Consider the following 24,191-nt stretch of genomic DNA (forward strand, 5'->3'; position numbering starts at 1 on the left):
TCGATGGTTGGAGGCCGGCCCCGACCGTCGAGGCCAGGCCGCCACCTCAGAGCACCGGTGGGTTGGGTCCCGGTCTTCGCCTGCGGCGAAACCGGGATGACAGCGCAAACCGGGATGACAGTAGGGGCGAAACCGCGATGACAAACGGAGGAAGGGAGCGAGGAACCCGGACCCCTTGAAGACGCCCCGCGCCAACCCCACGTCTTGACCTCGAGGCGCGGACATGGTTCCCCTCGGCCCACGCGTCGGCCTCCGGCGCGCCCCGCCTTTCACCGGCCCCGCTGGCCCCCGATACCAAGAGATCGGTCGCCCGGACCCGCCGGTTCCCACGAGAAGACCAAAACGGCGCCCCCTTCCTCCTTGAAGGACGTCGGCGCCCACAGACCGACCAGACCGCACCCGGACTCCGTCCCGGGGCGCGAAAATGCAAAGTGAATCCAGATGACTGACGAAACCCAGGACAACACCCCGGCCGAAGACGTCGACGTCGACACCCTCGTCGCCGAAGCCGAGGACGCCGCCGCCGAGGCCGAGGGCGCGGATGTCGCCGCCGAAGCCGAAGACGACGAACCGGAAGAGCCCAGCCAGGCCTCCAAGGCCATCGCCGCCATGGGCCTCACCCGCATGAGCCTGCAGGAGCTCAAGGACAAGTCGCCTGCCGACCTGCTGGCGCTCGCCGAACAGCTCGAAGTCGAATCCGCGAACTCCATGCGCAAGCAGGACATGATGTTCGCGATCCTGAAGACCCTCGCCGAAGAGGGCGTCGAGATCGAGGGCTCGGGCACGCTGGAAGTGGTGCAGGACGGCTTCGGCTTCCTGCGCTCGCCGGAAGCCAACTACCTGCCGGGCCCCGACGACGTCTACGTCTCCCCCTCGCAGATCCGCAAGTTCGGCCTGCGCACCGGCGACACCGTCGTCGGCGCCGTGCGCGCGCCGCGCGAGGGCGAGCGCTACTTCGCCCTCGTCAACGTGCGCCAGATCAACTTCGAGGCGCCCGAGAACGTCCGCCACAAGGTGATGTTCGACAACCTGACACCGCTCTATCCCGACCAGCGCCTGACCATGGAGATCCAGGACCCGACGCTGAAGGACCGCTCGGGCCGCGTCATCGACATCGTCGCCCCGCTCGGCAAGGGCCAGCGCTGCCTGATCACCGCCCCGCCGCGCGTCGGCAAGACGGTGATGCTGCAGAACATCGCCAAGTCGATCGAGACCAACCATCCCGAGATCTACCTGATCGTCCTCCTGATCGACGAGCGCCCGGAGGAAGTCACCGACATGCAGCGCACGGTGAAGGGCGAGGTCATCTCCTCCACCTTCGACGAGCCGGCGACCCGCCACGTGCAGGTGGCCGAGATGGTGATCGAGAAGGCCAAGCGCCTGGTCGAGCACAAGCGCGACGTGGTGATCCTGCTGGACTCGGTCACCCGCCTCGGCCGCGCCTACAACACCGTGGTCCCGTCCTCGGGCAAGGTGCTGACCGGCGGCGTCGACGCCAACGCCCTGCAACGCCCCAAGCGCTTCTTCGGCGCGGCGCGGAACATCGAGGAGGGCGGCTCGCTCACCATCATCGCCACGGCCCTGATCGACACCGGCAGCCGGATGGACGAGGTCATCTTCGAAGAGTTCAAGGGCACGGGGAACTCGGAAATCGTCCTCGACCGCAAGGTCGCCGACAAGCGCATCTACCCGGCCATCGACGTGCTGAAGTCGGGCACCCGCAAGGAAGAGCTGATCACCGACAAGGCCAACCTGCAGAAGACTTACATCCTGCGCCGCATCCTGAACCCCATGGGCGCCCAGGACGCGATCGAGTTCCTGCTCGACAAGCTGCGCCAGTCCAAGAACAACGACGACTTCTTCCAGTCGATGAACACCTGACACCTCCTCTCCACTCGCATACCGGCGTGTCCCCAGCGCCGAAAAAGCCGAACAAAATCAAAGGCCGAAAACCAAATTGCCCCTGTGGCGAATTGCGCGCCGCCGGACGCATACCGCTGCGCCTCCCCGCGCCTGAGACGCCGGCGCGGCAACGCCGCCAGGCCCTACGCCCGGTAGCGCCAGGCCATACCCCCGCTGATGTTTCACGTGAAACACCCCACCCCAAAACCTCGCCATCCCGGTTTCGCCCACGCCCGTCATCCCGATCCAACACCTGTCATCCCGGTTTTCGCCAACGCCTGTCATCCCGGTTTCGCCGTCAGGCGAAGACCGGGACCCAACCTTCCGGTGCTCTGAGCCTGAACTCCGACCCCAGCCGTCCGGGCCGCCCCTCGCCATCGACGCACCCGATGGTTGGGTCCCGGTCTTTGGCCTGTGGCCAAAACCGGGATGACAGCCGTGCTTGAGATGACAGCCGTGGTCGAGATGACAGCGGTGGGATCGTGATGACAGCCGTAGGATCGGTATGACAGCCGCTGGATCGTAGCTACCGCCAGGATGTTTCACGTGAAACACCCCACCCCGCAGCTACCCCGCTCACAGATTGTCATCCTGGTTTCGCCCACGCCTGTCATCCCGGTTTCGCCGTCAGGCGAAGACCGGGACCCAACCTTCCGGTGCTCTGAGCCTGAACTCCGGCCCCGACCGTCCGGGCCGCCCCTCACCATCGACGCACCCGACGGTTGGGTCCCGGTCTTTGGCTTCGCCAAAACCGGGATGACAGCCGTGGTTGAGATGACAGCCGTGGGATCGAGATGACAGTCGTGGGATCGAGATGACAGCCGTGGGATCAAGATGACAGCCGCACGCGAAACCGGGATGACGGCGCGTGGGGCGGCCTACGGGATCAACAAGCTCGCGCCCACCGTCGCGCGGCCCTCCAGCGCCTCATGCGCCTGGCGCGCGTCGGCCAGGGGGAACGTCTGCCCGACCTCGATCCTGATCTTCCCCGACGCCACCATGTCGAACACCGCCGCCGCGCTCTCGGCCAGTTCCTCCGGCGTCGCCACATAGTCGAACAGGGTCGGGCGGGTCAGGTAGAGCGAGCCCCCCGCCGCCAGCCGGGCGGGCGGGAAGGGCGGCACGGGCCCCGACGCGTTGCCGAAGCTCACGAACAGGCCCCGGCGCGCCAGGCTGCCCAGCGTGCCCTCGAAGGTGTCCTTGCCCACCGAGTCGTAGGCCACCGGCACGCCCTTGCCGCCGGTGATCCGCTTCACCTCGGCGGCCACGTCCTGCTCGCGGTAGAGGATGACGTGGTCGGCGCCCAGGGCGCGCGCCCTGGCGGCCTTCGCCTCGGACCCGACGGTGGCGATCACCTCGGCGCCGATCGCCTTCAGCCACTGGGTCATGATCTGGCCCACGCCGCCCACCGCCGCATGCACCAGCACCGTCTCGCCCGCCTTCACCGGATAGGTGCGGCGCACGAAGGCCTCGGTGGTCATGCCCTTCAGCAGGATCGCGGCGGCCGTGCGGCTGTCGATCCCGTCGGGCAGCTTCACCAGCCGGTCGGCCGGCACGCAGTTGGCCTGGGCATAGGCCCCGAAGCCGCCCGAGTAGGCGACGCGGTCGCCGACCTTCACCGCCGTCACGCCCTCGCCGACCGCGTCCACCACGCCCGCCGCCTCGCCGCCCGGGATGCAGGGCAGTTTCACGGGGTAGAGGCCCGTGCGGTGGTAGGTGTCGATGAAGTTGACGCCGGTCGCCTCGTGGCGCACCCGCGCCTGGCCGGGCCTGGGCTCGGGAGCGGGTACGTCGACGACCTCGAGCACCTCGGGGCCGCCGGTCCTGGTGAATTGTACGGCGCGCATCAGCCGATCGTCCTTCCGAAGAATTGCAGGGTGCGGCCGCCCGCCAGCCTGGCGTCGGCCGCGTCATAGTGCTCGCCGCCCTCGCGCGCGAAGGCGTGGTCGCGGCCCGGATAGCTGTGGATCTCCACGCTCGGGTGGTCCTTCAGCGCCTGCCTGATGATCGCCTGGGCCGTCGGGGGCACGAAGCCGTCCGCCTCGGCGATGTGCAGCATCAGGGGCCGGGTCAGCTTCTCGGCCTCGCCCACCACGCTCTCGATGCCCACGCCGTAATAGCCCACGGCCGCGTCCACGTCGGTGCGGGTCGCGGCCAGGAAGGCCAGCCGGCCGCCCAGGCAGAAGCCCACGCAGCCCACCTTGTCGTTGCTCTGCGCGTCGGCGCGGATCTTCGTGATGGTCGCCTGGATGTCCTTCACGCCGGCGTCCACGTCGAAGGCGTTGAACAGCGCGAACGCCTTGTCCCACTCGGCCTTGGACTTGTCGGTGATGTCGACGCCCGGCTCGATCCGCCAGAAGAGGTCGGGGCAGATCGCCAGGTAGCCCTGGGCCGCCAGCCCGTCGGTGATGTCGCGCATCACCTGGTTCACGCCGAAGATCTCCTGGATCACGACCACGGCCGGGGCCTTGTCGGCCTTGGGGCGCGCCACATAGGCGGCGAACGCGCCGTCGGGGGTGGTGATGCTGATGTGTTCGCCCATGTCCGTCCATCCTCTTACGCTTGTCGTGGCCCGCGCCTACTAGCTTACAACGGCGGGGCGCCGCCATATGGGCGTCCACGATAGGGAAGGCCAGACGTCATGAAGATGACCATCGAGGTGGACTGCTCGCCGGAAGAGGCCCGCCGCTTCCTGGGCCTGCCGGACGTGAGCGCGCTGAACGAGCACCTCGTGTCCGAGATGAGCAAGCGGATCGACGCCAACATCAACATGCTCAATCCCGAGGAGTTCATGAAGAACTGGATGAGCTTCGGGACCGGCGCGCAGGAGCAGTTCCGCAGGTTCATGGACGCCGCAACGACCCGGAAATGACCGACACCATCTACGCGCCGGCTACGGCCGCGGGCCGGGCGGCCGTCGCGGTGGTGCGCCTGTCGGGTCCGGCCGTGCGCTCGGCGTTGCGCGAGCTGGCCGGCGCCGTGCCCGAGCCCCGGGTCGCGACGCTGAGGGTGCTGCGCGACCAGGCGGGCGAGCTCATCGACCAGGCCCTGGTCCTCTATTTCCAGGCCCCCAACAGCTACACCGGCGAGGACGTCGCCGAATTGCAGGTCCACGGCGGGCCGGCGGTGATGGGCGCCCTGGTCGCCGCCCTGGCCGAGCTGGACCTGCGCCTCGCCGAGCCCGGCGAGTTCACCCGCCGCGCCTTCCAGCACGGCAAGCTGGACCTCGCCCAGGCCGAGGGCGTCGCCGACCTGGTCGATGCCGAGACCGAGGCCCAGCGCCGTCAGGCCCTGGAGCAGCTCGGCGGCCGGCTCTCCGACGTGCAGGCGCGCTGGAGCGAGGCGCTGATCGAGGCGTTGGCCATGCTGGAGGCCGCGGTCGACTTCCCGGACGAGGAGGTCCCGGCCGACGTCGCCGCCCGCGCCCGGCCCGCGCTGGAGCGCCTCACCGCCGAGCTGGAGCTGGCCGCGGCCGACGCCGAGCGCGGCGAGCGGGTGCGCGAGGGCTACCGGATCGCCCTGATCGGCGCGCCCAACGCCGGCAAGTCGACCCTGCTGAACGCCCTGGCCGGCCGCGACGCCGCCATCGTCACCGCCACCCCGGGGACCACGCGCGACATCATCGAGGTCCCCATGGTGCTGGCCGGCTACAAGGTCCTGCTGGCCGACACGGCGGGCCTGCGCGAGACCGGCGACGAGATCGAGGCCGAGGGGGTGCGCCGCGCCCGCGCCTGGGCCGCCGGCGCCGACCTGCGGCTCTGGCTGGTGGACGGATCGGGCGGCGAGACGACGGGCGCGCCCATGGAGCTGCGTCCCGACGACCTCTGCGTCATCACCAAGCGCGACCTGCCGACGGGCCAGGCGGGCGCCTGGGCCGCGGCGCAGGCGCGGCGGCTCGGCCTGGGCTCGGCCGAGTTCACCGCCCGGGGGCCGGGCGACGTGGCCTGGCTGCGTTCGACCCTGGAGGAGCGCGTGATCGAGGCCCTCGCCGGCGCCGAGCCCCCCGCCGCCACCCGCCTGCGCCACCAGGAACTGCTCGCCGAGGCCGCCGACCGCCTGCGCAGCGCGCTCCGCCACGACGAACACCTGGAGTTGGCCGCCGAGGACGTCCGCCTCGCCGCCCGCGCGCTCGACCGCATCACCGGCCGCATCGACCCCGAGGATGTCCTGGGCCGCATCTTCTCCACCTTCTGCATCGGCAAGTGAAATCCCTCCCCTTCATGGGGAGGGACAGGCCGCGAAGCGGCCAGGGTGGGGAAGTGTGGTGCGTGAACCCTGAGGTCGGGGATGACCCAGGTCTCCCCACCCGTCTCGCTTCGCTCGCCACCCTCCCCATGAAGGGGAGGGATGTGCGCCACTGTTTCACGTGAAACATCGCGCCTTTTCCCCTATATGCCGCCGACCATGTGGGACGTGATCGTCATCGGCGGAGGGCACGCGGGCTGCGAGGCGGCCGCCGCGTCGGCGCGCTTCGGCGCGCGCACCCTGCTGCTCACCCACAAGCTCGAGACGATCGGCGAGATGAGCTGCAACCCGGCCATCGGCGGCCTGGGCAAGGGCCACCTGGTCCGCGAGATCGACGCGCTGGACGGCGTCATGGGCCGCCTGGCCGACGTGGCCGGCATCCAGTTCCGGATGCTGAACCGCTCGAAGGGCGCCGCCGTGCGCGGACCCCGCAGCCAGATCGACCGCAAGCTCTACCGCGAGGCCATGCAGGCCGAGCTGGCCGCCACCCCGAACCTGACCCTCAAGGCCGAGGCGGTCGAGGACCTCCTGGTAGACGAGGCTCATGTCGTGGGCGTCGTGGGCGCCAGCGGCGAGGCCTACGCCGCCGGCCGCGTCGTCCTGACCACGGGCACCTTCCTGAAGGGCGTCATCCACCAGGGCGAGGCGCGCATCCCCGCCGGCCGGATCGGCGACGCGCCCGCGATCGGCCTCTCGGACCGCCTCTATGCCCTCGGCCTGAAGATGGGCCGCCTGAAGACCGGCACGCCCGCCCGCCTCGTCGGCTCCACCATCGCCTGGGACCGCCTGGAGATGCAGGCCGCCGACGCCGAGCCGATCCCGTTCTCCTTCCTGACCGACCGCATCACGACGCCTCAGGTCGAGTGCGGCATCACCTGGACGACCGAGGAGACCCACCGGATCATCGCCGAGCGCCTCGGCGAGAGCGCCGTCTACGGCGGCCGCGTCTCGGGCCGCGGCCCGCGCTACTGCCCCTCCATCGAGGACAAGGTGGTCCGCTTCCGCGACAAGGCCAGCCACCAGATCTTCCTCGAACCCGAGGGCCTGGACGACGACACCGTCTACCCCAACGGCGTCTCCACCTCCGTCTCGGCCGAGACGCAGGACCTGTTCCTGCGCACCATCCCCGGCCTGGAAGCCGTGCAGGTGCGCCGCCACGGCTACGCCATCGAGTACGACTATGTCGACCCGCGCGAGCTCTACCCGACGCTGGAGGCCAAGCGCCTGCCGGGCCTCTACCTCGCCGGCCAGATCAACGGCACGACCGGCTACGAGGAGGCGGGCGCGCAGGGGCTCGTCGCCGGCCTGAACGCCGCCCGCGCCGCTTCGGGCGCCGATCCGGCCCAGTTCGCCCGCGACGAGGGCTACATCGGCGTCCTGATCGACGACCTCGTCACGCGCGGCGTCACCGAGCCCTATCGGATGTTCACCAGCCGGGCCGAGTTCCGCCTGACCCTCCGCGCCGACAACGCCGACCAGCGCCTCACCGGCCGCGGTATCGACCTCGGCGTCGTGGGCGCCCGGCGCGCCGGGGTGTTCCACGTGAAGCGCGACGCGCTGGCGGCGGCCCGCGAGGCGGCCCGCGCGCTGACGCTGACGCCGGCCGAGGCGCAGAAGCAGGGCCTCCCCGTGAAGGCCGACGGCCAGCGCCGCACCCTGACCGAGCTGCTGGCCTACCCGACCATCGGCTTCGACGACCTCGCCCGCATCTGGCCGCAGATCGGCGCGTGGGACGCGGCCGTCCGCGAGCAGGTGGAGATCGACGCCGCCTACGCGGGCTACCTCGACCGCCAGGCCGCCGACGCCGAGGCCATGCGCCGCGACGAGGACCTGCGCCTGCCGGCCGGGCTGGACTACGCCGCCATCGGCGGCCTCTCCAACGAGGTGCGGGAGAAGCTGGCCGCCGTGCGCCCACTCACCCTGGGCCAGGCCGCCCGCATCGAGGGCGTGACCCCCGGCGCGCTCACCGCGCTCCTGGCCCACGTCCGCCGCCGCGCCGCATGACCCGCCGCCCTGCCGCAGGCAGCGCCCCCTCCACCGTGAACGGGGGAGGTTCTCTGAGCGTCGCCGCCCCGAACCTCCCCTGCGAAGCAGGGGAGGGTGACCGCGAAGCGGTGGAGGGAACGTCCAGGCGCGTCGTCGACGCCGCCTCGTTCGCCGCAGCCGCGCGCGCCACCGAGCAGCAGGTCGCCGACCTCCGACGCTTCCTGGAGCTGCTGACGGCCGGCAACGCGGTCATGAACCTCGTCGGCCCCGCCACCATCCCCGACTTCTGGAACCGCCACGCCTGGGATTCGGCCCAGCTCCTCCGCCTCGCGCCCGAGGCCCGAACCTGGGCGGACCTCGGCGCCGGCGCCGGCTTCCCGGGCCTCGTCCTGGCCATCCTCGCCAAGGGCCAGGCCGGCGCGCACGTCCACCTCGTCGAGAGCATGGCCAAGCGCTGCCGCTTCCTCGACAGCGTCGTCGCCGGGCTCGGCCTGCCGGCCACCGTCCACCACACCCGCGCGGAGAACCTCACGCTCTCTGTGGACATCGTCACCGCCAGGGCTTGTGCGCCGCTTCACCGCCTGTTGGGGTATGCCCGGCCATACCTGTCGGCAGGCGCTGTCGGCCTGTTCCTCAAGGGGCAAGATGCAGTAGAGGACATGCGTGAGGCCGCTAGATATTGGGAGTATGAGGCGGACGTCATCCCGTCTCTGAGCGACGGCAGGGGGCGCATCGTGCGCGTGAGGAGGCTGGGACGTGCCCGCAAGGTCTGACCGGGGCTTACGCGTGCTGGTCGTCGCCAACCAGAAAGGCGGCGTGGGCAAGACCACCACGGCCATCAACCTGGGCACCGCGCTCGCCGCCGTCGGCGAGAAGGTGCTGCTGATCGACTCTGATCCCCAGGGCAACGCCTCGACGGGCCTCGGCGTCGGCCGGGCGCTGCGCAAGCACACCCTCTACGACGTGCTGATGGGCGAGAAGCCCGTGGCCCAGGCGGTGGTGAAGACCTCCGTGCCCGGCCTCGACCTCGTGCCCTCCGACCCCGACCTCTCCGGCGTGGAGCTGGAGCTGGGCCAGCAGGCGCGCCGCTCGTTCAAGCTGCGCGATGCGCTCGCGCCCCTGCGGTCCGCCGCCGGCTACACCTACGTCCTGATCGACTGCCCGCCGTCGCTGAACCTGCTCACGGTCAACGCCATGGCGGCGGCCGACGCCGTGCTGGTGCCGCTGCAGTGCGAGTTCTTCGCGCTGGAGGGGCTGACGCAGCTCATGCGCACCATCGACCTGGTCCGCGGCAGCCTGAACCCGGCCCTGGAGCTGCAGGGCGTGGTGCTGACCATGTACGACCGCCGCAATTCGCTCTCGGAGCAGGTGGCCAGCGACGTGCGCGGCCACTTCGGCGAGACGGTCTACCAGACGGTGATCCCGCGGAACGTCCGCGTCTCCGAGGCGCCGTCGTTCGGCAAGCCTGCGCTGGTCTACGACCTGAAGTGCGCCGGCAGCCAGGCCTATCTGAAGCTCGCGCGCGAGGTCGTGCTGCGCGAGCGCAAGCGCCGTGCGGCGCAGCAGTTGGAAGTGAGCTGAGATGGCGGAGAACCGCAGAGGACTGGGCCGCGGGCTCTCGGCGCTGCTGGGCGAGGCCGAGGAGATCAGCCACGCCGTCGATCCGGCCGAAGGCGTGCGCGAGATCCCCATCGAGCTGATCCGCCGCAACCCGGGCCAGCCGCGCGTCCACTTCGACGAGGCCGAACTGGCGGAACTGGCCGGGTCCATCCGCGACAAGGGCGTGCTCCAGCCGATCCTGGTGCGGCCGTCCGCCACGTCGCCGGGCGAATACGAGATCGTCGCCGGCGAGCGCCGCTGGCGTGCGGCCCAGAAGGCGGGGCTGACCGCGATCCCGGCGCTGGTGCGCCAACTGGCCGACGACGAGGCGTTCGAGATCGCCGTCATCGAGAACATCCAGCGCGCCGACCTGAACCCGATCGAAGAGGCGCGCGCCTACGCCTCGCTGATGGCCCGCCTCGCCATCGGCCAGGAGGAGGCCGCCCGGCGCCTGGGCAAGAGCCGCAGCCACGTGGCCAACACGCTTCGCCTCACGGCCCTGCCCGAGAGCGTGCAAGCCCACCTCATCGCGGGCCGCCTGACGGCCGGCCATGCGCGCGCGCTGTTGACGTCGGACAACGCCGAGGCGCTGGCCGAGCAGGTCCTGGCCCGCGGCCTGTCGGTGCGCGACACCGAGGCGCTTGCCCGCGGGGCATCGCCCGGCGAGCCCCGGAAGAAGGCCTCCGGCCCGCGCAAGACCAAGGACGCCGACACCGCCGCGCTTGAGGTCGACCTCGAGGAGGCGCTGGGCATGAGCGTCGACGTCGCCGACCGCGGCGGCGTGGGCGAGGTCCGGATCAAGTACGCCAGCCTCGAGCAGCTCGACGAGATCTGCCGCCGACTGACGCGCGGCTAGCGCCTGGCGCGGACGGCGGCCACCACTTCGTTCACGGCGTCGATCACCGCGTCGGGCTTCGTCGCCCAGATGTAGTGGCCGGCGTCGACGTGGCGGTTCTCGCCCCGCGTCGAGAGGGCGGCGGCCTCGTCGTGCATCTCGCTCCACAGGCGCGCCATGGCTTCGGCCTCCTCGGGCGGACCGCCGAAGGCGCGCGCCGTGCCGTCGGCGGTGAGCACGATCCAGGGCAGGTTCCCCAGCTTGCGCCGGCTCTTCTCGACTTCGGCCGAGCTGGCCTCGGGCATCGAGTCGACCTCGGAGAACAGGTTCGCGATCCGCGCCGGGTCGGTCCGCCGTGCGATCAGGTTGGCGCGGTAGGCCTCGGGCAGGCTTGCGACCGGCGGGGGAAAGCACGTGGCGTAGTCGGCGTCGCCCGCCTTCAGCGCGCCGTCCAGCAGGCGCTGGCTGCAGGCGCGCTGGGCGGCGAAGCGCTTGTCGTCGGCCGCGGCCGAGACGGGCGCGGCGGCGGCGAACCGCTGCTTCTGGCGGGGGTTCGACGGATCGACCAGCACCGCGCCGGCCACCTCCTTCGGATACTTCGAGGCGTAGAGGCGCACGTGCAGCCCCGCCATCGAGTGGCCGACCAGGACGTAGGGGCCCTTGACGCCCGCCGCCTTCAACATCGCGCGCTCGTCCTCGACGACGGCGCCGGCGGTGCGGGGCAGGGGTCCCGGGTCGCTGAACTCGTTGCCCGCGCGGTCGTAGGCGCAGACCCGGGTGGTCTCGGCCAGGGTCGCGTGGATGCGGCGCCAGGTGCTGGCGCCCGAGCCGTAGCCGGCGTCGAGCACGACGGTGGGTGCGCCTTCGCCCAGGCAGAAGAGGTTCATCCGCCGCCCGTCGGGCAGCGTCACCAGCCGGTGCGGCCCGTAGTAGGTCTCCACGGGCAGCGGCGTCGCGGCCTGGGCGGCCGAGGCAAAGGTGATCGCGACCGCGACAACAGTTCTGAGCATGGACGCCTCCCGCCAGGAACGTAGCGCCTCACCTTCAACAGACAATCCCGGTCTTGGGCTGCGCCCAAACCGGGATGACAATTGGGGGTGGGAAGGCGCTACAGGCGTTCGCCGATGTAGTCGGCGACCTTGGTCAGGACGAGCTTCCAGGTGGCGTCGGACCAGTTGCGGTGGCCTTCGCCCTTGAGTTCGATGAGGTCGCAGGTCTTGCCGGCGGCGCGCAGCGCCTTGGCCATCATGCGCGACTGGCGCGGGTCGACGATGGTGTCCTCGGTCCCGTGGATCAGCAGCACCGGCGCCTCGATCTCGGCGGCGCGCCGGGCGGGCGAGAAGCGGATCAGCAGGGCCTCGTCGGCCTTCGGGTCGCCGATGGTCGCGCGCCAGTAGGCGTAGGTGGGCGAATCCGCGCCGTCCTCGCGGCGGGAGAAGGCCAGCGTCTCCAAGAGGTCGGCGTCGCCGGCGATCGAGACCGCGACCCTGTAGGCCCCGGGCGTCTTCACCGCGCCCATCAGCGCCGCGTAGCCGCCGTAGCTGGCCCCGAAGATGGCGAGGCGCCTGGGGTCGGCGCGGCCGGACCGGACGACGTGGGCGACGGCGTCCTCGACGTCGTCCTGCATCAGGTCGCCCCAGCGGCGGCGGCCCTGGTCGGCGAACGCCTTGCCGTAGCCGCCCGAGCCGCGGAAGTTCGGCTGCAGCACCAGCCAGCCGCGCGCCGCCAGCGCCTGCACGGTCAGGTCCCAGTCGAGGTAGTCGCGCAGCTCGGGCCCGCCGTGCGGCATCACCACCATCGGCAGCGGGTCCTTCCCCGCGCCGATCGGCGTCGTGAGGTAGGCGGTGATCCCGGCGCCGTCGCGGGTGGTCACGCGCAGCGGTTCGGTGTCGGCCAGCCGGTCGGGCGTGAGCCAGGGCTTGCAGTGGCCCACGTATTCCAGCGCGCGCCTGTCGCGGTCGTAGACCTGGAAGGCGCCCGCCTCCCGCGGCCCGGTGACCTTCAGCAGCATCCGCCGGTGGGCGAGGTCGATGTCGTAGAGCGCCACGTTGCAGGCGTTCTTCAGAGCCGTGTTCACCGCCTTGAAGTGGGCGTTCAGGCCGGGATCGGTGAACTGGTAGCTCAGCCGGTCGTCCCAGTAGAGGCTGCCGACCAGCTTCAGGGCCTCGTCGACGAAGGCGGTCTCGTACTCGCGCCCCGGCGCGTCGGCCACGACGTCGCCGAAGGTCAGGGTGGCGAGGTCGAACGTACGGATCACGTTGGTGTCGCGGCCCGCGATCCGCTGGCAGACGAGGAACACGCCGGCCTGCGGCGTCGCGCCCACCACGTCGAAGTCGGGCACCTTCCTCAGCTCGTTCAGCCGCGACTTGCGGACCAGCTTCCAGCCGCGCTCGCCCGGCGCGCGGCCGTAGACCCAGCGCACGGTGCCGCGGGCGTTGGAGTCCATGCGGAGCATGGGCACCCCGCCCTGGGTGAGCCAGAAGTCGGTGGCCGGCACGCCCTGCTCCACGAGCTGCGCTTCGCCCGAATAGACGTCGACGTGGTAGAGGCCGTAGGCGTTCTTGGCCTCGTTCCAGGCCTGCATGAGGATGCGGCGGTCGTCGCCCTGCATCAGGTCGACCACCTGGCTGGCGTCGAAGCCGCGGCGCAGCACCGCCTTCGAGCCGGCGAACATGACGACGGGGTTCTCGCCCTTCAGGTCCACCGACAGCACCCGGCGGACAGGGATCGCCATGAACTCGTCGCCGAACCCCATGCCGTAGGGCCGGCCCTTGTCGTCGTTGTAGAAGGTGATCCAGATCAGCAGGCGCTCGTTGTTGGCCCACTCGACCTGGCGGACCCTGTGCTCGCCCAGCAGGGCCACGGCGGGCCTGGCCGTGAGGTCGGCCATCTGCGAGAGGGTGACGAAGGCGACGGTCTTCCCGCCCCGGAGCTGGGTCCGCAGGATCGCGAGCTGCTCGCCGTCGGGCGAGATGGCGGCGTCGTGGACCGCGGGCTCGCGCATCAGCTCGTCGAGGGTCGGCGGGACGGGCGGCTGGCCCTGGGCGCGCGCCAGGGCCGGCGCCACGGCGGGGGCGGCGCCCGCAGCAGCCAGCATCGTCCGGCGCGTCAGCATCGAGGTCCGCGGTAACCCGAGATGTTACATCTGCGACAGTGCTTTAGCGGCGTTGCGGGCGTCAACGCCACACTCACCGCCCATCGGCTACAGCATCTGCGGCAGGACGCGGTCGGGCGGGCGGTGGCCGTCCATCCAGGTCTTGATGTTGATGATCACCTTCTCGCCCATGTCGACGCGGGCCTCGACGGTGGCCGAGCCCATGTGCGGCAGGAGCACGGCGTTGGGCAGTTTCAGGAGCTTGGGGTTGATCCGCGGCTCCTGCTCGAAGACGTCGAGGCCGGCGCCGGCGATCTTGCCCTCGGCCAGGAGGTCGGCCAGCGCCTGCTCGTCGATGATCGAGCCGCGGGCGGTGTTGATCACCACGGCGTGCGGCTGCAGCAGCTTCAGGCGGCGCGCGGAGAGAAGGTGGTAGCTGGCCGGATTGGCCGGGGCGTGGACGGAGACGATGTCCACGCGGGCCAGCATCTGGTCGAGGCTGTCCCAGTAGGTCGCCTCCAGCTCGTCGGCCACCACGTGACTGACGGGCTTGCGGTTATGGTAGTGGATCTGCAGGCCGAAGGCCTTGGCGCGGCGCGCCACCGCGGCGCCGATCCGGCCCATGCCGATGATGCCCAGGCGCTTGCCGCCGAGCCGGCGCCCCAGCATCCAGGTGGGCGCCCAGCCGGTGAACTCGCCCGCCTGCACGGCGTTCGCGCCCTCGATCAGCCGGCGCAGCGTGGCCATGATCAGCGTCATGGTCAGGTCGGCCGTGTCGTCGGTCAGCACGCCCGGCGTGTTGGTGACGATGATCCCCTTCGCGTTGGCCGCGGCCACGTCGATGTGGTCGACCCCGGCGCCGAAGTTGGCGATCAGCTTCAGGCGCTCTCCGGCCTTCTCGATCAGGCTGGCGTCGATCTTGTCGGTGATGGTGGATGACAGCACGTCGCAACGGCCGACGGCGTCGATGAGCTGCTTGCGCGACATCGGCTCGTCCGCGACGTTCAGCTCGGTGTCGAACAGCTCGCGCATCCGCGTCTCGACGGGGTCGGGCAGTTTTCGGGTGACGATGACTTTCGGCTTGCGGGACGCCATGGGCCTACGGGAAAAAGGGACGTTTCCTGCGCCGCCCACGTTTTGGACGGGGGGCGCGATTTGCGGAACCCTTAGCAGGGGGGCCCGCCACGGCCAAGGCGAGGCGAACGGTTGAGAGGTCTGGAGCGTAGGGCGCTCAGGTTCGCGGCGCTCGCGGCGGCCGCGCTGGGCCTGGCGGCGGCGGCGCCGGAAGAGAAGCGCCAGACGCCCTCCGGCTACGACGTGCCGCGCTACGTGGTCCTGAAATTCGGCAAGGTGAACGCCCGCGCGGGCCCCGGCGACGACCACCGGCTCCTCTGGGTCTACCGCACCAAGGGCCTGCCGCTGCAGGTGGTGGCCGAGACGGCGGAGTGGCGGCGCGTCTGCGATCCCGAGGGCGGCGTCGCCTGGGTCCACAAGCGCACGATCGACGGGCGCCGCGCGGTGATCAACACGAGGAAGCAGCCGCAGCCGCTGTACCGGCATCCGAAACCCGGGGCGGAACCGGGGGCCTATCTCAACGTTCGCGCCATGGCCGGCCTCGTCCGCTGCGAGAAGGGCTGGTGCAAGGTGAAGGCCGACGGCGCGTCCGGATGGGTGCGCGAAGGCGCCCTTTGGGGTACGTCCGAGGCCCTGCAATGTCGTTGAGGCCACCCTGCGCGACGTGTTAGGCGCAGGCCCTTCGATCCAAGAGGGCGATTTCCCGATGAACGACGTGCCGATCCGGCCCTCGAAATTCAGCTACGAGGAACTGCTGGCCTGCGGCCGCGGCGAGATGTTCGGGCCCGGGAACGCCCAGCTTCCCGTCCCGCCGATGCTGATGTTCGACCGGATCGTCGAGATCAACTCGACCGGCGGCGGGCACGGCAAGGGCTACATCGAGGCCGAGCTCGACATCAATCCGGACCTCTGGTTCTTCGCCTGCCACTTCGTCGGCGATCCCGTCATGCCCGGCTGCCTGGGCCTGGACGCCATGTGGCAGCTCGTGGGCTTCTTCCTGGGCTGGAGCGGCGCGCCGGGCAGCGGCCGCGCGGTCGGCTGCGGCGAAGTCCGCTTCGCCGGCGAGGTGACGCCCGACATCAGGAAGGTGACCTACAAGATCGAGATGAAGCGGGTGATCCTGCGCCGTCTGGTCATGGGTATCGGCGACGGGATCCTCCTGGCCGACGGCAAACCCATCTATGAGGCCAGGGACCTGCGCGTCGGCCTCTTCCAGAACGACAAGCAGGCTTAGGGAGGACTGGGATCGATGCGCCGTGTGGTCGTCACCGGGATGGGGATCGTCTCGTCCATCGGCAACAACACGAACGAGGTCCTGGCCTCGCTGCGGGAGGCCAGGTCGGGCGTCGCCGCCGCGCCGGAATACGCCGAGCTCGGCTTCCGCTGCCAGGTGCATGCGCCGCCGCGCATCGACTGGGAGTCGATGGTCGACCGCCGCGCCGCGCGCTTCCTCGCCCAGGGCACGGCCTTCGGCCACATCGCCATGGAGCAGGCGATCGCCGACTCCGGGCTCACCGACGCCGAGGTCAGCCACGAGAAGACCGGCCTGATCGTGGGGGCGGGCGGCCCGTCCACCCGCGCCATCGTCGAGGCGGCCGAGGTCGCGCGGACCAGGGGTCCCAAGCGCGTGGGGCCGTTCGCGGTGCCCAAGGCGATGAGCTCGGGGCCGTCGGCGACGCTCGCCACCTGGTTCAGGATCAAGGGCCTGAACTTCTCGATCAGCTCGGCCTGCGCCACCTCCACCCACTGCATCGGCTCGGGCTACGAGCAGATCGCCATGGGCAAGCAGGACGTGGTGTTCGCCGGCGGGACCGAGGAGCTGGACTGGACGCTCTCGGTGCTGTTCGACGCCATGGGCGCGATGGCGTCGAAGTTCAACGACCGCCCCGAGGTCGCCAGCCGCGCCTACGACGTCGACCGCGACGGCTTCGTGATCGCCGGCGGCGCGGGGATCGTGGTGCTGGAAGAGTACGAGCGGGCCAGGGCGCGCGGCGCGAAGATCTACGGCGAGATCGTGGGCTACGCCGCCAACTCCGACGGCTTCGACATGGTGGCGCCGTCGGGCGAGGGCGCGGCGCGCTGCATGCGGCTCGCCAACCCCGACGGCCGCACCATCGACTACCTGAACCCGCACGGCACCGGCACGCCGGTGGGCGACGTGAAGGAGATGGAGGCGGTTCGGGCCGTGTTCGGCGACAAGGCCCCGCTGATCTCGTCGACCAAGTCGCTGACCGGCCACAGCCTGGGCGCGGCGGGGGCGCAGGAGGCGATCTACTCGCTGCTGATGCTGAACAACGGGTTCGCGGCCGAGAGCGCCCACATCGAAAACCTCGATCCCGCGTTCGCCGACATGCCGATCGTGCGCAAGCGCGAGGACCGGGCGCTGACGACGGTGATGAGCAACTCGTTCGGCTTCGGCGGCACCAACGGCTGCCTGGTGATGGCGCGGGTCGAGTGACGGATCCGATCCCGCGGCCGCCGGTCCCGCCGGATCCGCAGGAATGCTGCCAGCGCGGCTGCGACCCGTGCATCCTCGACTACTACGACCGCGCGCTGGAACGCTGGGAGCGGCGCATCGAGGCGATGGGGCTGGATCCGAAGGAAGTGCTGGCCGAGTTCCAGCCCTAACTCCGATTGTCATCCCGGTTTCGCGGCACGCGAAACCGGGATGACAGCCGTTGGGGGTCCGAGTTCTCGCCCCACACTTCCCCACCCTGGCCGCTGGCGCGGCCTGTCCCTCCCCATTAAGGGAGGGAGGAACGAGGGAGACGCGCAACGTGGCCGACGAGTATCAGATGCCGACCGGAACCCTGATGCGGGGCAAGAAGGGGGTCGTCACCGGGGTCGCCAACCACCAGTCCATCGCCTGGGGCATCGCGAGCCAGCTCGCCGCCCAGGGCGCCGAGATGGCCTTCCTGCACCTGCCGGGCATGGAGCGCCGCGTCGAGCCGCTGGCTGAGAGCATCGGCGTGAAGGTCCTGGCGCCCGTCGACGTGACCGACGACGCGGCCATGGATACGGCCTTCGACGTCGTCGGCAAGGCGTTCGGCCAGATCGACTTCTTCGTCCACGCCATCGCTTTCGCGAACAAGGACGAACTCAAGGGCAGCTTCGTGGACAACACCACCCGCGAAGGCTTCCTGCGGGCGATGAACATCTCGGCGTTCAGCTTCGTGGACTGCGCCCGGCGCGCGGCGGCCCTGATGCCGGAGACGGGCGGCTCGATCCTGACGCTGACCTACATGGGCTCGGAGCGCGCGATCCCGAACTACAACACCATGGGCGTGGCCAAGGCCGCGCTCGAGGCCTCGGTCCGCTATGCGGCGCGCGACCTGGGGCCGAAGGGCGTCCGGGTGAACGCGCTCTCGCCCGGGGCGATGAAGACGCTGTCGCTGGCGGGCATCTCGGGCGGCCGCGGCATGCTGGCCAAGGGCCGCTCGCTGTCGGCGATGAAGGAGGACACCGAGATGGAGGGCGTGGCCGGCGCGGCGCTGTGGCTGCTCTCGGACCTCGGCCGTTCGACCACCGGCGAGTGTGTCCACGTCGACGCCGGCTTCCACATCATGGGCTTCTCGGACGACGAGGCCGAGGGGTAGGGCCGATCCCGGCCATGACGTTCCGGTTTGGTGGGACGTCGCCGGCCCGACCGGATCAGTCCTAGACCGCGTAGGCGCGCATGAAGCGCTGGGCGGCTTCTTCGGCGACGCGGTCGATCTCGGCTTCGGTGAGGTTGAACTCGACGCCCAGCAGGGACGCGGTCTGGTAGGGGCCCAGCACCAGGCCGCCGAAGAACTGGGCCGCCTGCAGCGGGTCGGGGCAGGAGAGGCGGCCCGCCGCGTTCTCGAGCCGCAGGTAGTCGGCCAGGCGCGCGCGGCTGGCCTTGGGGCCGGCCTCGTAGATGGCGCGGGCCACGTCCGGCATCGTCGTCGCCGCGGTCATGGCCATGCGGTAGATCGCCATGCTGCGGGCGTTGATCGCCACGGTCAGCAGCAGGCGCGCGTAGGCCGCCAGGGTCTGTTGCGGATGCTCGACGGCGCCCGGCGATTCCAGGACCTCGACCACCTCCAGCGCCCGGCGCTCGGACATCGCCTGGGCCAGCTCGGCCTTGCTGCCATAGTGGTTGTAGATCGTCTGCTTGGAGACGCCGGCGCGCCGGGCGATCTCCTCCATCGAGGCGCCGACGCCCCGCTCGGCCATCACGTCGAGGGCGGCGTCGAGGATGGCCTCGTTCTTCGAGACGTCGATCTGCCCGGCCAGCCGCGCCATCAGTGCCCCCCGCCGGCCTGCGGCATGAGCCCGCCCTTCGGCGGCTTCACGAACAGCGCCAGGCCGCAGGCGATCCAGCATCCCAGGGCCAGCGCCGCGAACGCGTCGCCGAACGCCAGCACCGAAGCCTGCTTCCTCATCATGCCCCCCATCGCCTTGTACGCCATCCCTTCGGGATCGGAAGCGCCGCCGGCGCTCATCATGCCCTGGACGGCGTCCATCATCGCCTGCGACGTCGGATTGGCCGTGTTCGCGGCGCTGACCAGGTCCATGTAATGCACGGCCGTCTGGTGGCTGAGGATGGTGGACAGCATGGCCAGGCCGATGGCGCCGGCCACGTTGCGGGTCAGGTTTATCAGGCCCGAGGCGTCCTTCATCATCGTCACCGGCAGCGAGGCGACGCTCATCTGCTGGGCGGCGATCATGGCGACCATGGTGCCGAGGCCGCGGGCCACCTGCAGGACGAAGAACTCCGCGAAGCCCCACTGGTCGGTGACCCGCACCGCGAGCTGGATGCCCCAGGCGGCGAGCGCGAAGCCGCCCACCATGGCGATCCGCGGGTCGACGTAGCGGATCACGCGGCCGGCGAGGGGCGCCGACAGGAACATGGTGGCGCCGGTGACGAGCATCGTCGTGCCCACCTCGGCCGACGAGAAACCCCGGATGCTGCCCAGGAAGATCGGCATCAGGAACGTGCCGCCGAACAGGCTGACGCCGGTCACGAAGGTCATGACGATGCCGAGGGTGAAGTTCACGTCCCGGAACGGCTTCAGCGACACGATCGGCTGCCAGTAGGTGAGCTGGCGCCAGATGAAGACCACGCCGCCGATCGCGGCGACGACACTGAGCCAGAGGATCGCCGGCTCCTCGAACCAGTTGTCGCTGGCGCCCTCTTCCAGGACGTACTGCAGCGACAGCAGCGCGATGGCCATCAGGCCCAGGCCCCACCAGTCGATGCCCTTGGAGAGGCTGGGGTCGCCCTTGTCGAAGTTGGCGTAGCGCCCGACCAGGAAGATCACCAGCACGCCCACGGGGATGTTGATGAAGAAGAGCCAGCGCCACGAGAGCAGCTCGGTCAGGTGGCCGCCCAGCGTCGGGCCGATGGTGGACGAGAGCGTGACGATCAGGCCCACGATGACGTTGGCGGTGACCCGCCGCTCGGGCGGGAAGACGGTCATGGCGGTGGCGAAGACCGGCGGGATCATCGCCCCGGCGAACAGGCCCTGGAACGCCCGGAAGACGATCATCATCGGCACCGAGGACGAAAGGCCCACCGCCGCCGAGGTGATGATGAAGCCGACGACGGCCACCACGTAGAACGACCGCGTCCCCCACATCTTCGTCAGGTAGGCGGTGAGCGGCATGATCACGACCTCCGCGAGGAGGTAGATCGTCTGAACCCAGCTTATCTCGTCGGCGGTGGCGCCGATGCCCGACTGGATCTGGGTCAGCGAGCTGGCCACGATCTGGATGTCGAGCATGGCCATGAACTGGCCGACGACCATGCCGCCGAAGCCCAGGAACACCTTGACCCAGTCGACGGGCGCCCCGTCGGCGCCCAGCATCACCGGCGCGCCGGCCTGTCCCTGCCGTGATCGGGCCTGCTGCGGGTCGGGATGGAGGACCGCGTCGGTCACGGCGGCGCCGGATCAGTTCGAGGCGCCGCGGCGGGCGAACTGGGTCGGCGCGCGGCCGGACTCGGCGAAGCTGAGGCCGGTGTCCTGGGTCACGTCCACCTTCACCTTGAGCGACAGGCCGGGGCGCAGGCCGCCGGCCAGCTTCTGGTCGGGGTCGATGGCGATCCGGACCGGCAGGCGCTGGGTGATCTTGGTGAAGTTGCCGACGGCGTTCTCCACCGGGATCAGGGCGAACTCGGCGCCGGTGGCCGGGGCGAAGCTCTCGACGCGGCCGTGGATGGCGTCCTTGCCGAAGGCGTCGGCGTGGATGGCCACCGGCTGGCCGATGCGCAGGCGCGCGACCTGGGTCTCCTTGAAGTTGGCGACCACATAGGCCTGGCTCAGCGGCACGATGCTCATCAGCGCGCCGCCGGGGCGCACGTACTGCCCCAGGCGCACGCCCTTGGCGCCGACCACGCCGGCGACGGGCGCGCGGATCTCGGTGCGGGAGAGGTCGATGCGGGTCTGCTCGGCGGCGGCGCGGGCGGCGGCGGCCTGGGCCACGCTCTGGTCGCGGGCCGAGCCCAGCGACTGCGCCGCGCGGCGCTCGGCCTCCAGGGCGGCCTTGGCCTGGGTGACGCCGGCGGCCGCCTGGTCCTGGGCGGTCCTGGCGGTCTGGGCGCGCTGCGGCGAGACCCAGCCCTGCTGGGCGAGCTGGCCGTAGCGGTCCATCTCGGCGGCCGCGAAGCGGGCCTGGGCGTCGGCGGCGGTCACGGCGGCGGCCCGCTGGGCGATCATCGCCTGCTCGAGGCGGGCCTTGTCGTCGACGGCGCTGACCGCGGCCTCCAGCGCCTGGGCGTTGGCCTCGGCCTGCGCCAGGCGCGCCTTCAGCGTCGCGGGGTCGATGCGCACCAGCACCTGGCCGGGGTGGACGGTCTCGTTGTCGTCGACCAGCACCTCGGACACATAGCCGTCGATCAGCGGGGCGACGTTCACCTTGTCGGCGGCGACGAAGGCGTTGTCGGTGGTCTCGAACTTCTGGCGGTCGATCCACCAGAGGCCGCCGCCCACGGCGATGGCCACGGCGGCGACGCCCCCCGCGGCGATGGGAACGATGCGGCCCTTGGGAATGCCGGCCATGGACTGAAGCCCCGCGAACAAAAAATGGACCGCTCGGTCCAACGTTCTCGGAGATATGCCCGCGCCCGGCCAGCTTCAAGTGAAGACTGGACGGCGCCGTCCAATTTTAGCGCGCCGCTTTCAGCGCGGCTGGACGTCGCGGCCCGTTCGTGGCCTATCCGGCCCATGAGCGAGGGCCGGAACGCCGACGTCATCGTGGCCGGGGCCGGCATGGCCGGGGCGACCCTGGCGCTGTCGCTGAAGCAGGCCGGCCTCGATCCGGTGCTGATCGACCCGGTGGTGTTCGACGACCAGGTGGCGCCTGCATTCGACGGCCGCGCGTCGGCGATCGCCTATGCCGCCTACCGCCAGTGGCGCGCCCTGGGCCTGGCCGACGCGCTGGACCCGCACGCCCAGCGGATCGAGCAGATCCTGGTGACCGACAGCACGACGCCCGGCGCGGCGGCGGGCGCGGCGCCGCCGTTCTTCCTGCGCTTCGACTCGGCCGAGATCGCCGACCGCTCCGATGGAGAGCCGCTGGGCTACCTGCTGGAGAACCGCCATATCCGCGCGGCGCTGGCCGGCGCCGTGAAGGCCGCGGGCATCGAGGTGCTGGCGCCGGCGCGGGTGGCCAAGGCCGCCTTCGGGCCGCGCGCGGCCGAGGTGACGCTGGCGGACGGCCGCGTGCTCACTGCGCCGCTCGCCGTGGGCGCCGAGGGCCGGGGGTCGGTGATCCGCGCCGAGGCCGGGATCGGCGCGATCGGCTGGGACTATCCGCAGACCGGCGTGGTCGCGACGGTGCGCCTGGAGCGGCCGCACGGGGGCGTGGCGCACGAGTATTTCCTGCCCGGCGGCCCGTTCGCGATCCTGCCGCTGACCGACGACCGCGCGAGCCTGGTCTGGACCGAGAGCACCGCCCGCGGCGCGGCGCTGAAGGCGGCGCGGCCGCAGATGTTCCAGGCCCACCTGGAGCGCCGGTTCGGCGACTTCCTGGGCGCGATCGCGGTCGAGGGGCCGGTGTTCGCCTACCCGCTCAGCCTCCAGCTCGCCGAGCGCCTGGTCGCGCCGCGCGTGGCCCTGCTGGGCGACGCCGCCCACGGCGTGCATCCGATCGCTGGCCAGGGGCTGAACCTGGGGCTGAAGGGCGCCGCCGCCCTGGCCGAGGTGCTGGTCGACGCCGCCCGGGTGGGCGAGGACATCGGCTCCGAGGCGGTGCTGGAGCGCTACGCCGCCTGGCGCCGGTTCGACACGGTGATGCTGTCGGCCGGCATGGACGCCTTCGTCCGCCTCTTCTCCAACGACCACCCGCTGCTGCGCATGGCCCGCGGCGCCGGCATGGCCATGGTCAACCGCATCGGCCCCGCCCGCCGCTTCTTCATGCACGAAGCCGGCGGCGCGGTCGGCGACCTGCCGAGGCTGCTGCGCGGCGAGGCGCTGTAATCATCCCTCCCCTTCAGGGGAGGGACAGGCCGCGGAGCGGCCAGGGTGGGGATGTCGGGTGACGAACGCGACGGTCGGGGATGACCTTGATTTCCCCACCCTGCTCGCCTCGCGGCGAGCTTTCCCTCCCCTGAAGGGGAGGGATTGGCCGCGGCGCTACTCCCCCTCGCCCAGGTCGCGCGCCTCTTCGGGCAGCATGATGGGGACGCCGTCGCGGATGGGGTAGGCGAGGCGGGCGCCCTTGCTGACGAGTTCGCCCTTCTCGCGGTCGTAGTCGAGCGGGCCCCTGGTCACCGGGCAGACGAGCACTTCCAGCAGGCGTGGGTCGACGTCGTGTTGCATCAGGCGCGTCCTACTGCAGGTTCGGCCGCTCGTCATCCGGCTCGGAGGCGTCGATCTCCAGCAGGGTGGTCAGCGCCGCGAAGCGGCCCTCCAGGTCCGGCGCCTCCAGGAACGCCTGCTTCTCCGCCGGCTCGAAGGGCAGGCCCATGCAGAGGCTGTTCACCAGCGCCTCGATGGGGGCGACGCTGGCGGTCTCCCAGTCGATGTCGAGCTCGCGGCGGTTGAGGTAGGTCTTGAGCGCGGTCGCGAACCGGGCGCGGGCCTCGTCGCTCACCTCCGGCTCGGCCTCGCGGTCGAGGTCGTCGCCGAACGTCTCGTAGCCGGCGCGCACCTGGCGGTAGGGCATGCGCAGGTCCAGCTCCTCGCCGGTCTGGAAGCGGCAGACGCCGGTGAGCGTGATCAGGTAGCGGCCGTCCGACGTCTCCGCATAGCTGGTGATGCGGCCCAGGCAGCCCACGCTGGCGAGCTTCGGGCGCGCCCGCGAGCCGCCCCGGGTCTGGATCATGCCGATGACGCGGTCCCCGGCCATCGCGTCGTCCACCATGTTGAGGTAGCGCGGCTCGAAGATCTGCAGCGGCAGCTCGCCGCCGGGCAGCAGCAGCGCGCCGTCCAGCGGGAACACCGGGATCAACTGCGGCAGGTCGGCGAGACTGCGATAGGGGGCCATCGGGCC

23 protein-coding genes are annotated in these 24,191 nt (G+C 71.0%); 13 read left to right on the forward strand and 10 right to left on the reverse strand.

What is annotated here, in order from left to right; genetic code table 11:
• Positions 1-441 precede the first annotated feature (441 nt).
• Positions 442-1,881 carry a transcription termination factor Rho gene (rho, locus tag KF737_RS17420; RefSeq protein ID WP_296457793.1) on the forward strand — a complete coding sequence of 480 codons (1,440 nt, stop codon included), beginning with the start codon at positions 442-444 and terminating at the stop codon, positions 1,879-1,881.
• 899 nt (positions 1,882-2,780) lie between these two features.
• Here rho and KF737_RS17425 read toward each other — a convergent pair.
• Together KF737_RS17425 and KF737_RS17430 are read right to left on the reverse strand one after the other, a co-directional pair.
• A complete protein-coding gene (locus KF737_RS17425) occupies positions 2,781-3,749 on the reverse strand; it encodes a quinone oxidoreductase (protein ID WP_296457797.1) in 969 nt (322 codons plus the stop codon).
• Positions 3,749-4,444: a dienelactone hydrolase family protein gene (locus KF737_RS17430; RefSeq protein ID WP_296457802.1), complete on the reverse strand. Its 696-nt coding sequence runs from the start codon at positions 4,442-4,444 to the stop codon at positions 3,749-3,751. Before KF737_RS17430 ends, KF737_RS17425 begins: the two co-directional genes overlap by 1 nt.
• Before the next feature lie 99 nt (positions 4,445-4,543).
• Here KF737_RS17430 and KF737_RS17435 point away from each other — a divergent pair, with 99 nt between their 5' ends.
• The 6 genes from KF737_RS17435 to KF737_RS17460 all read left to right on the forward strand — a co-directional run bounded on the left by KF737_RS17435 (position 4,544) and on the right by KF737_RS17460 (position 10,588).
• Positions 4,544-4,774 (forward strand): DUF6489 family protein, encoded by a 231-nt coding sequence (locus tag KF737_RS17435; protein WP_293472583.1) that lies wholly within the window; start codon positions 4,544-4,546, stop codon positions 4,772-4,774.
• Positions 4,771-6,108, forward strand: coding sequence for a tRNA uridine-5-carboxymethylaminomethyl(34) synthesis GTPase MnmE (gene mnmE, locus KF737_RS17440; protein WP_296457807.1), 1,338 nt, complete (start codon positions 4,771-4,773; stop codon positions 6,106-6,108). Before KF737_RS17435 ends, mnmE begins: the two co-directional genes overlap by 4 nt.
• Positions 6,109-6,306: 198 nt before the next feature.
• Positions 6,307-8,151 carry a tRNA uridine-5-carboxymethylaminomethyl(34) synthesis enzyme MnmG gene (mnmG, locus tag KF737_RS17445; protein ID WP_296457810.1) on the forward strand — a complete coding sequence of 615 codons (1,845 nt, stop codon included), beginning with the start codon at positions 6,307-6,309 and terminating at the stop codon, positions 8,149-8,151.
• Entirely contained in the window at positions 8,148-8,906 is a 759-nt protein-coding gene (gene rsmG, locus KF737_RS17450) for a 16S rRNA (guanine(527)-N(7))-methyltransferase RsmG (protein ID WP_296457813.1), read from the forward strand. The genes mnmG and rsmG overlap by 4 nt, the downstream gene beginning before the upstream one ends.
• Entirely contained in the window at positions 8,890-9,714 is an 825-nt protein-coding gene (locus tag KF737_RS17455; protein WP_296457815.1) for a ParA family protein, read from the forward strand. The genes rsmG and KF737_RS17455 overlap by 17 nt, the downstream gene beginning before the upstream one ends.
• A 1-nt stretch (position 9,715) precedes the next feature.
• Positions 9,716-10,588, forward strand: coding sequence for a ParB/RepB/Spo0J family partition protein (locus KF737_RS17460; protein WP_296457818.1), 873 nt, complete (start codon positions 9,716-9,718; stop codon positions 10,586-10,588).
• On the opposite strand, the gene KF737_RS17465 is transcribed toward KF737_RS17460, so the two are convergent.
• From KF737_RS17465 to KF737_RS17475, 3 genes are all read right to left on the reverse strand, one after another.
• Positions 10,585-11,577, reverse strand: a complete 993-nt coding sequence (locus KF737_RS17465; protein ID WP_296457820.1) for an alpha/beta hydrolase — start codon at positions 11,575-11,577, stop codon at positions 10,585-10,587. The genes KF737_RS17460 and KF737_RS17465 overlap by 4 nt on opposite strands.
• A gap of 98 nt (positions 11,578-11,675) precedes the next feature.
• A complete protein-coding gene (locus KF737_RS17470) occupies positions 11,676-13,682 on the reverse strand; it encodes a S9 family peptidase (protein ID WP_296457823.1) in 2,007 nt (668 codons plus the stop codon).
• Positions 13,683-13,769: 87 nt separating this feature from the next.
• On the reverse strand, positions 13,770-14,756 hold the full coding sequence (locus KF737_RS17475; protein WP_296457826.1) for a D-glycerate dehydrogenase: 987 nt from the start codon (positions 14,754-14,756) through the stop codon (positions 13,770-13,772).
• A gap of 111 nt (positions 14,757-14,867) precedes the next feature.
• Between KF737_RS17475 and KF737_RS17480 the strand changes: the two genes are divergently transcribed.
• From KF737_RS17480 to KF737_RS17500, 5 genes are all read left to right on the forward strand, one after another.
• Positions 14,868-15,383 carry an SH3 domain-containing protein gene (locus tag KF737_RS17480; RefSeq protein ID WP_296457829.1) on the forward strand — a complete coding sequence of 172 codons (516 nt, stop codon included), beginning with the start codon at positions 14,868-14,870 and terminating at the stop codon, positions 15,381-15,383.
• Between the two features lie 73 nt (positions 15,384-15,456).
• Positions 15,457-15,969: a 3-hydroxyacyl-[acyl-carrier-protein] dehydratase FabA gene (gene fabA, locus KF737_RS17485; RefSeq protein ID WP_296457885.1), complete on the forward strand. Its 513-nt coding sequence runs from the start codon at positions 15,457-15,459 to the stop codon at positions 15,967-15,969.
• Positions 15,970-15,984: 15 nt separating this feature from the next.
• On the forward strand, positions 15,985-17,193 hold the full coding sequence (gene fabB, locus KF737_RS17490; protein ID WP_296457833.1) for a beta-ketoacyl-ACP synthase I: 1,209 nt from the start codon (positions 15,985-15,987) through the stop codon (positions 17,191-17,193).
• Positions 17,190-17,363: an oxidoreductase-like domain-containing protein gene (locus KF737_RS17495; protein ID WP_296457836.1), complete on the forward strand. Its 174-nt coding sequence runs from the start codon at positions 17,190-17,192 to the stop codon at positions 17,361-17,363. Before fabB ends, KF737_RS17495 begins: the two co-directional genes overlap by 4 nt.
• A 149-nt stretch (positions 17,364-17,512) precedes the next feature.
• Positions 17,513-18,331, forward strand: coding sequence for an enoyl-ACP reductase (locus KF737_RS17500; RefSeq protein ID WP_296457841.1), 819 nt, complete (start codon positions 17,513-17,515; stop codon positions 18,329-18,331).
• A 61-nt stretch (positions 18,332-18,392) separates the two neighbouring features.
• Here KF737_RS17500 and KF737_RS17505 read toward each other — a convergent pair whose 3' ends face one another.
• The 3 genes from KF737_RS17505 to KF737_RS17515 all read right to left on the reverse strand — a co-directional run bounded on the left by KF737_RS17505 (position 18,393) and on the right by KF737_RS17515 (position 21,757).
• Positions 18,393-19,001: a TetR/AcrR family transcriptional regulator gene (locus tag KF737_RS17505; RefSeq protein WP_296457843.1), complete on the reverse strand. Its 609-nt coding sequence runs from the start codon at positions 18,999-19,001 to the stop codon at positions 18,393-18,395.
• Positions 19,001-20,566, reverse strand: coding sequence for a DHA2 family efflux MFS transporter permease subunit (locus tag KF737_RS17510; RefSeq protein ID WP_296457888.1), 1,566 nt, complete (start codon positions 20,564-20,566; stop codon positions 19,001-19,003). Before KF737_RS17510 ends, KF737_RS17505 begins: the two co-directional genes overlap by 1 nt.
• A gap of 84 nt (positions 20,567-20,650) precedes the next feature.
• Positions 20,651-21,757, reverse strand: coding sequence for an HlyD family secretion protein (locus tag KF737_RS17515; RefSeq protein ID WP_296457846.1), 1,107 nt, complete (start codon positions 21,755-21,757; stop codon positions 20,651-20,653).
• 165 nt (positions 21,758-21,922) lie between these two features.
• Here KF737_RS17515 and KF737_RS17520 point away from each other — a divergent pair, with 165 nt between their 5' ends.
• Positions 21,923-23,176 (forward strand): UbiH/UbiF/VisC/COQ6 family ubiquinone biosynthesis hydroxylase, encoded by a 1,254-nt coding sequence (locus KF737_RS17520; RefSeq protein WP_296457849.1) that lies wholly within the window; start codon positions 21,923-21,925, stop codon positions 23,174-23,176.
• A 156-nt stretch (positions 23,177-23,332) separates the two neighbouring features.
• On the opposite strand, the gene KF737_RS17525 is transcribed toward KF737_RS17520, so the two are convergent.
• Both KF737_RS17525 and KF737_RS17530 read right to left on the reverse strand, forming a co-directional pair.
• Positions 23,333-23,518, reverse strand: a complete 186-nt coding sequence (locus KF737_RS17525; RefSeq protein WP_296457852.1) for a Trm112 family protein — start codon at positions 23,516-23,518, stop codon at positions 23,333-23,335.
• A 10-nt stretch (positions 23,519-23,528) separates the two neighbouring features.
• Positions 23,529-24,185 (reverse strand): LON peptidase substrate-binding domain-containing protein, encoded by a 657-nt coding sequence (locus tag KF737_RS17530; RefSeq protein ID WP_296457856.1) that lies wholly within the window; start codon positions 24,183-24,185, stop codon positions 23,529-23,531.
• Between the last annotated feature and the right edge of the window lie 6 nt (positions 24,186-24,191).

It is taken from the genome of Phenylobacterium sp. (assembly GCF_019636135.1).
Taxonomy (GTDB): domain Bacteria; phylum Pseudomonadota; class Alphaproteobacteria; order Caulobacterales; family Caulobacteraceae; genus Phenylobacterium.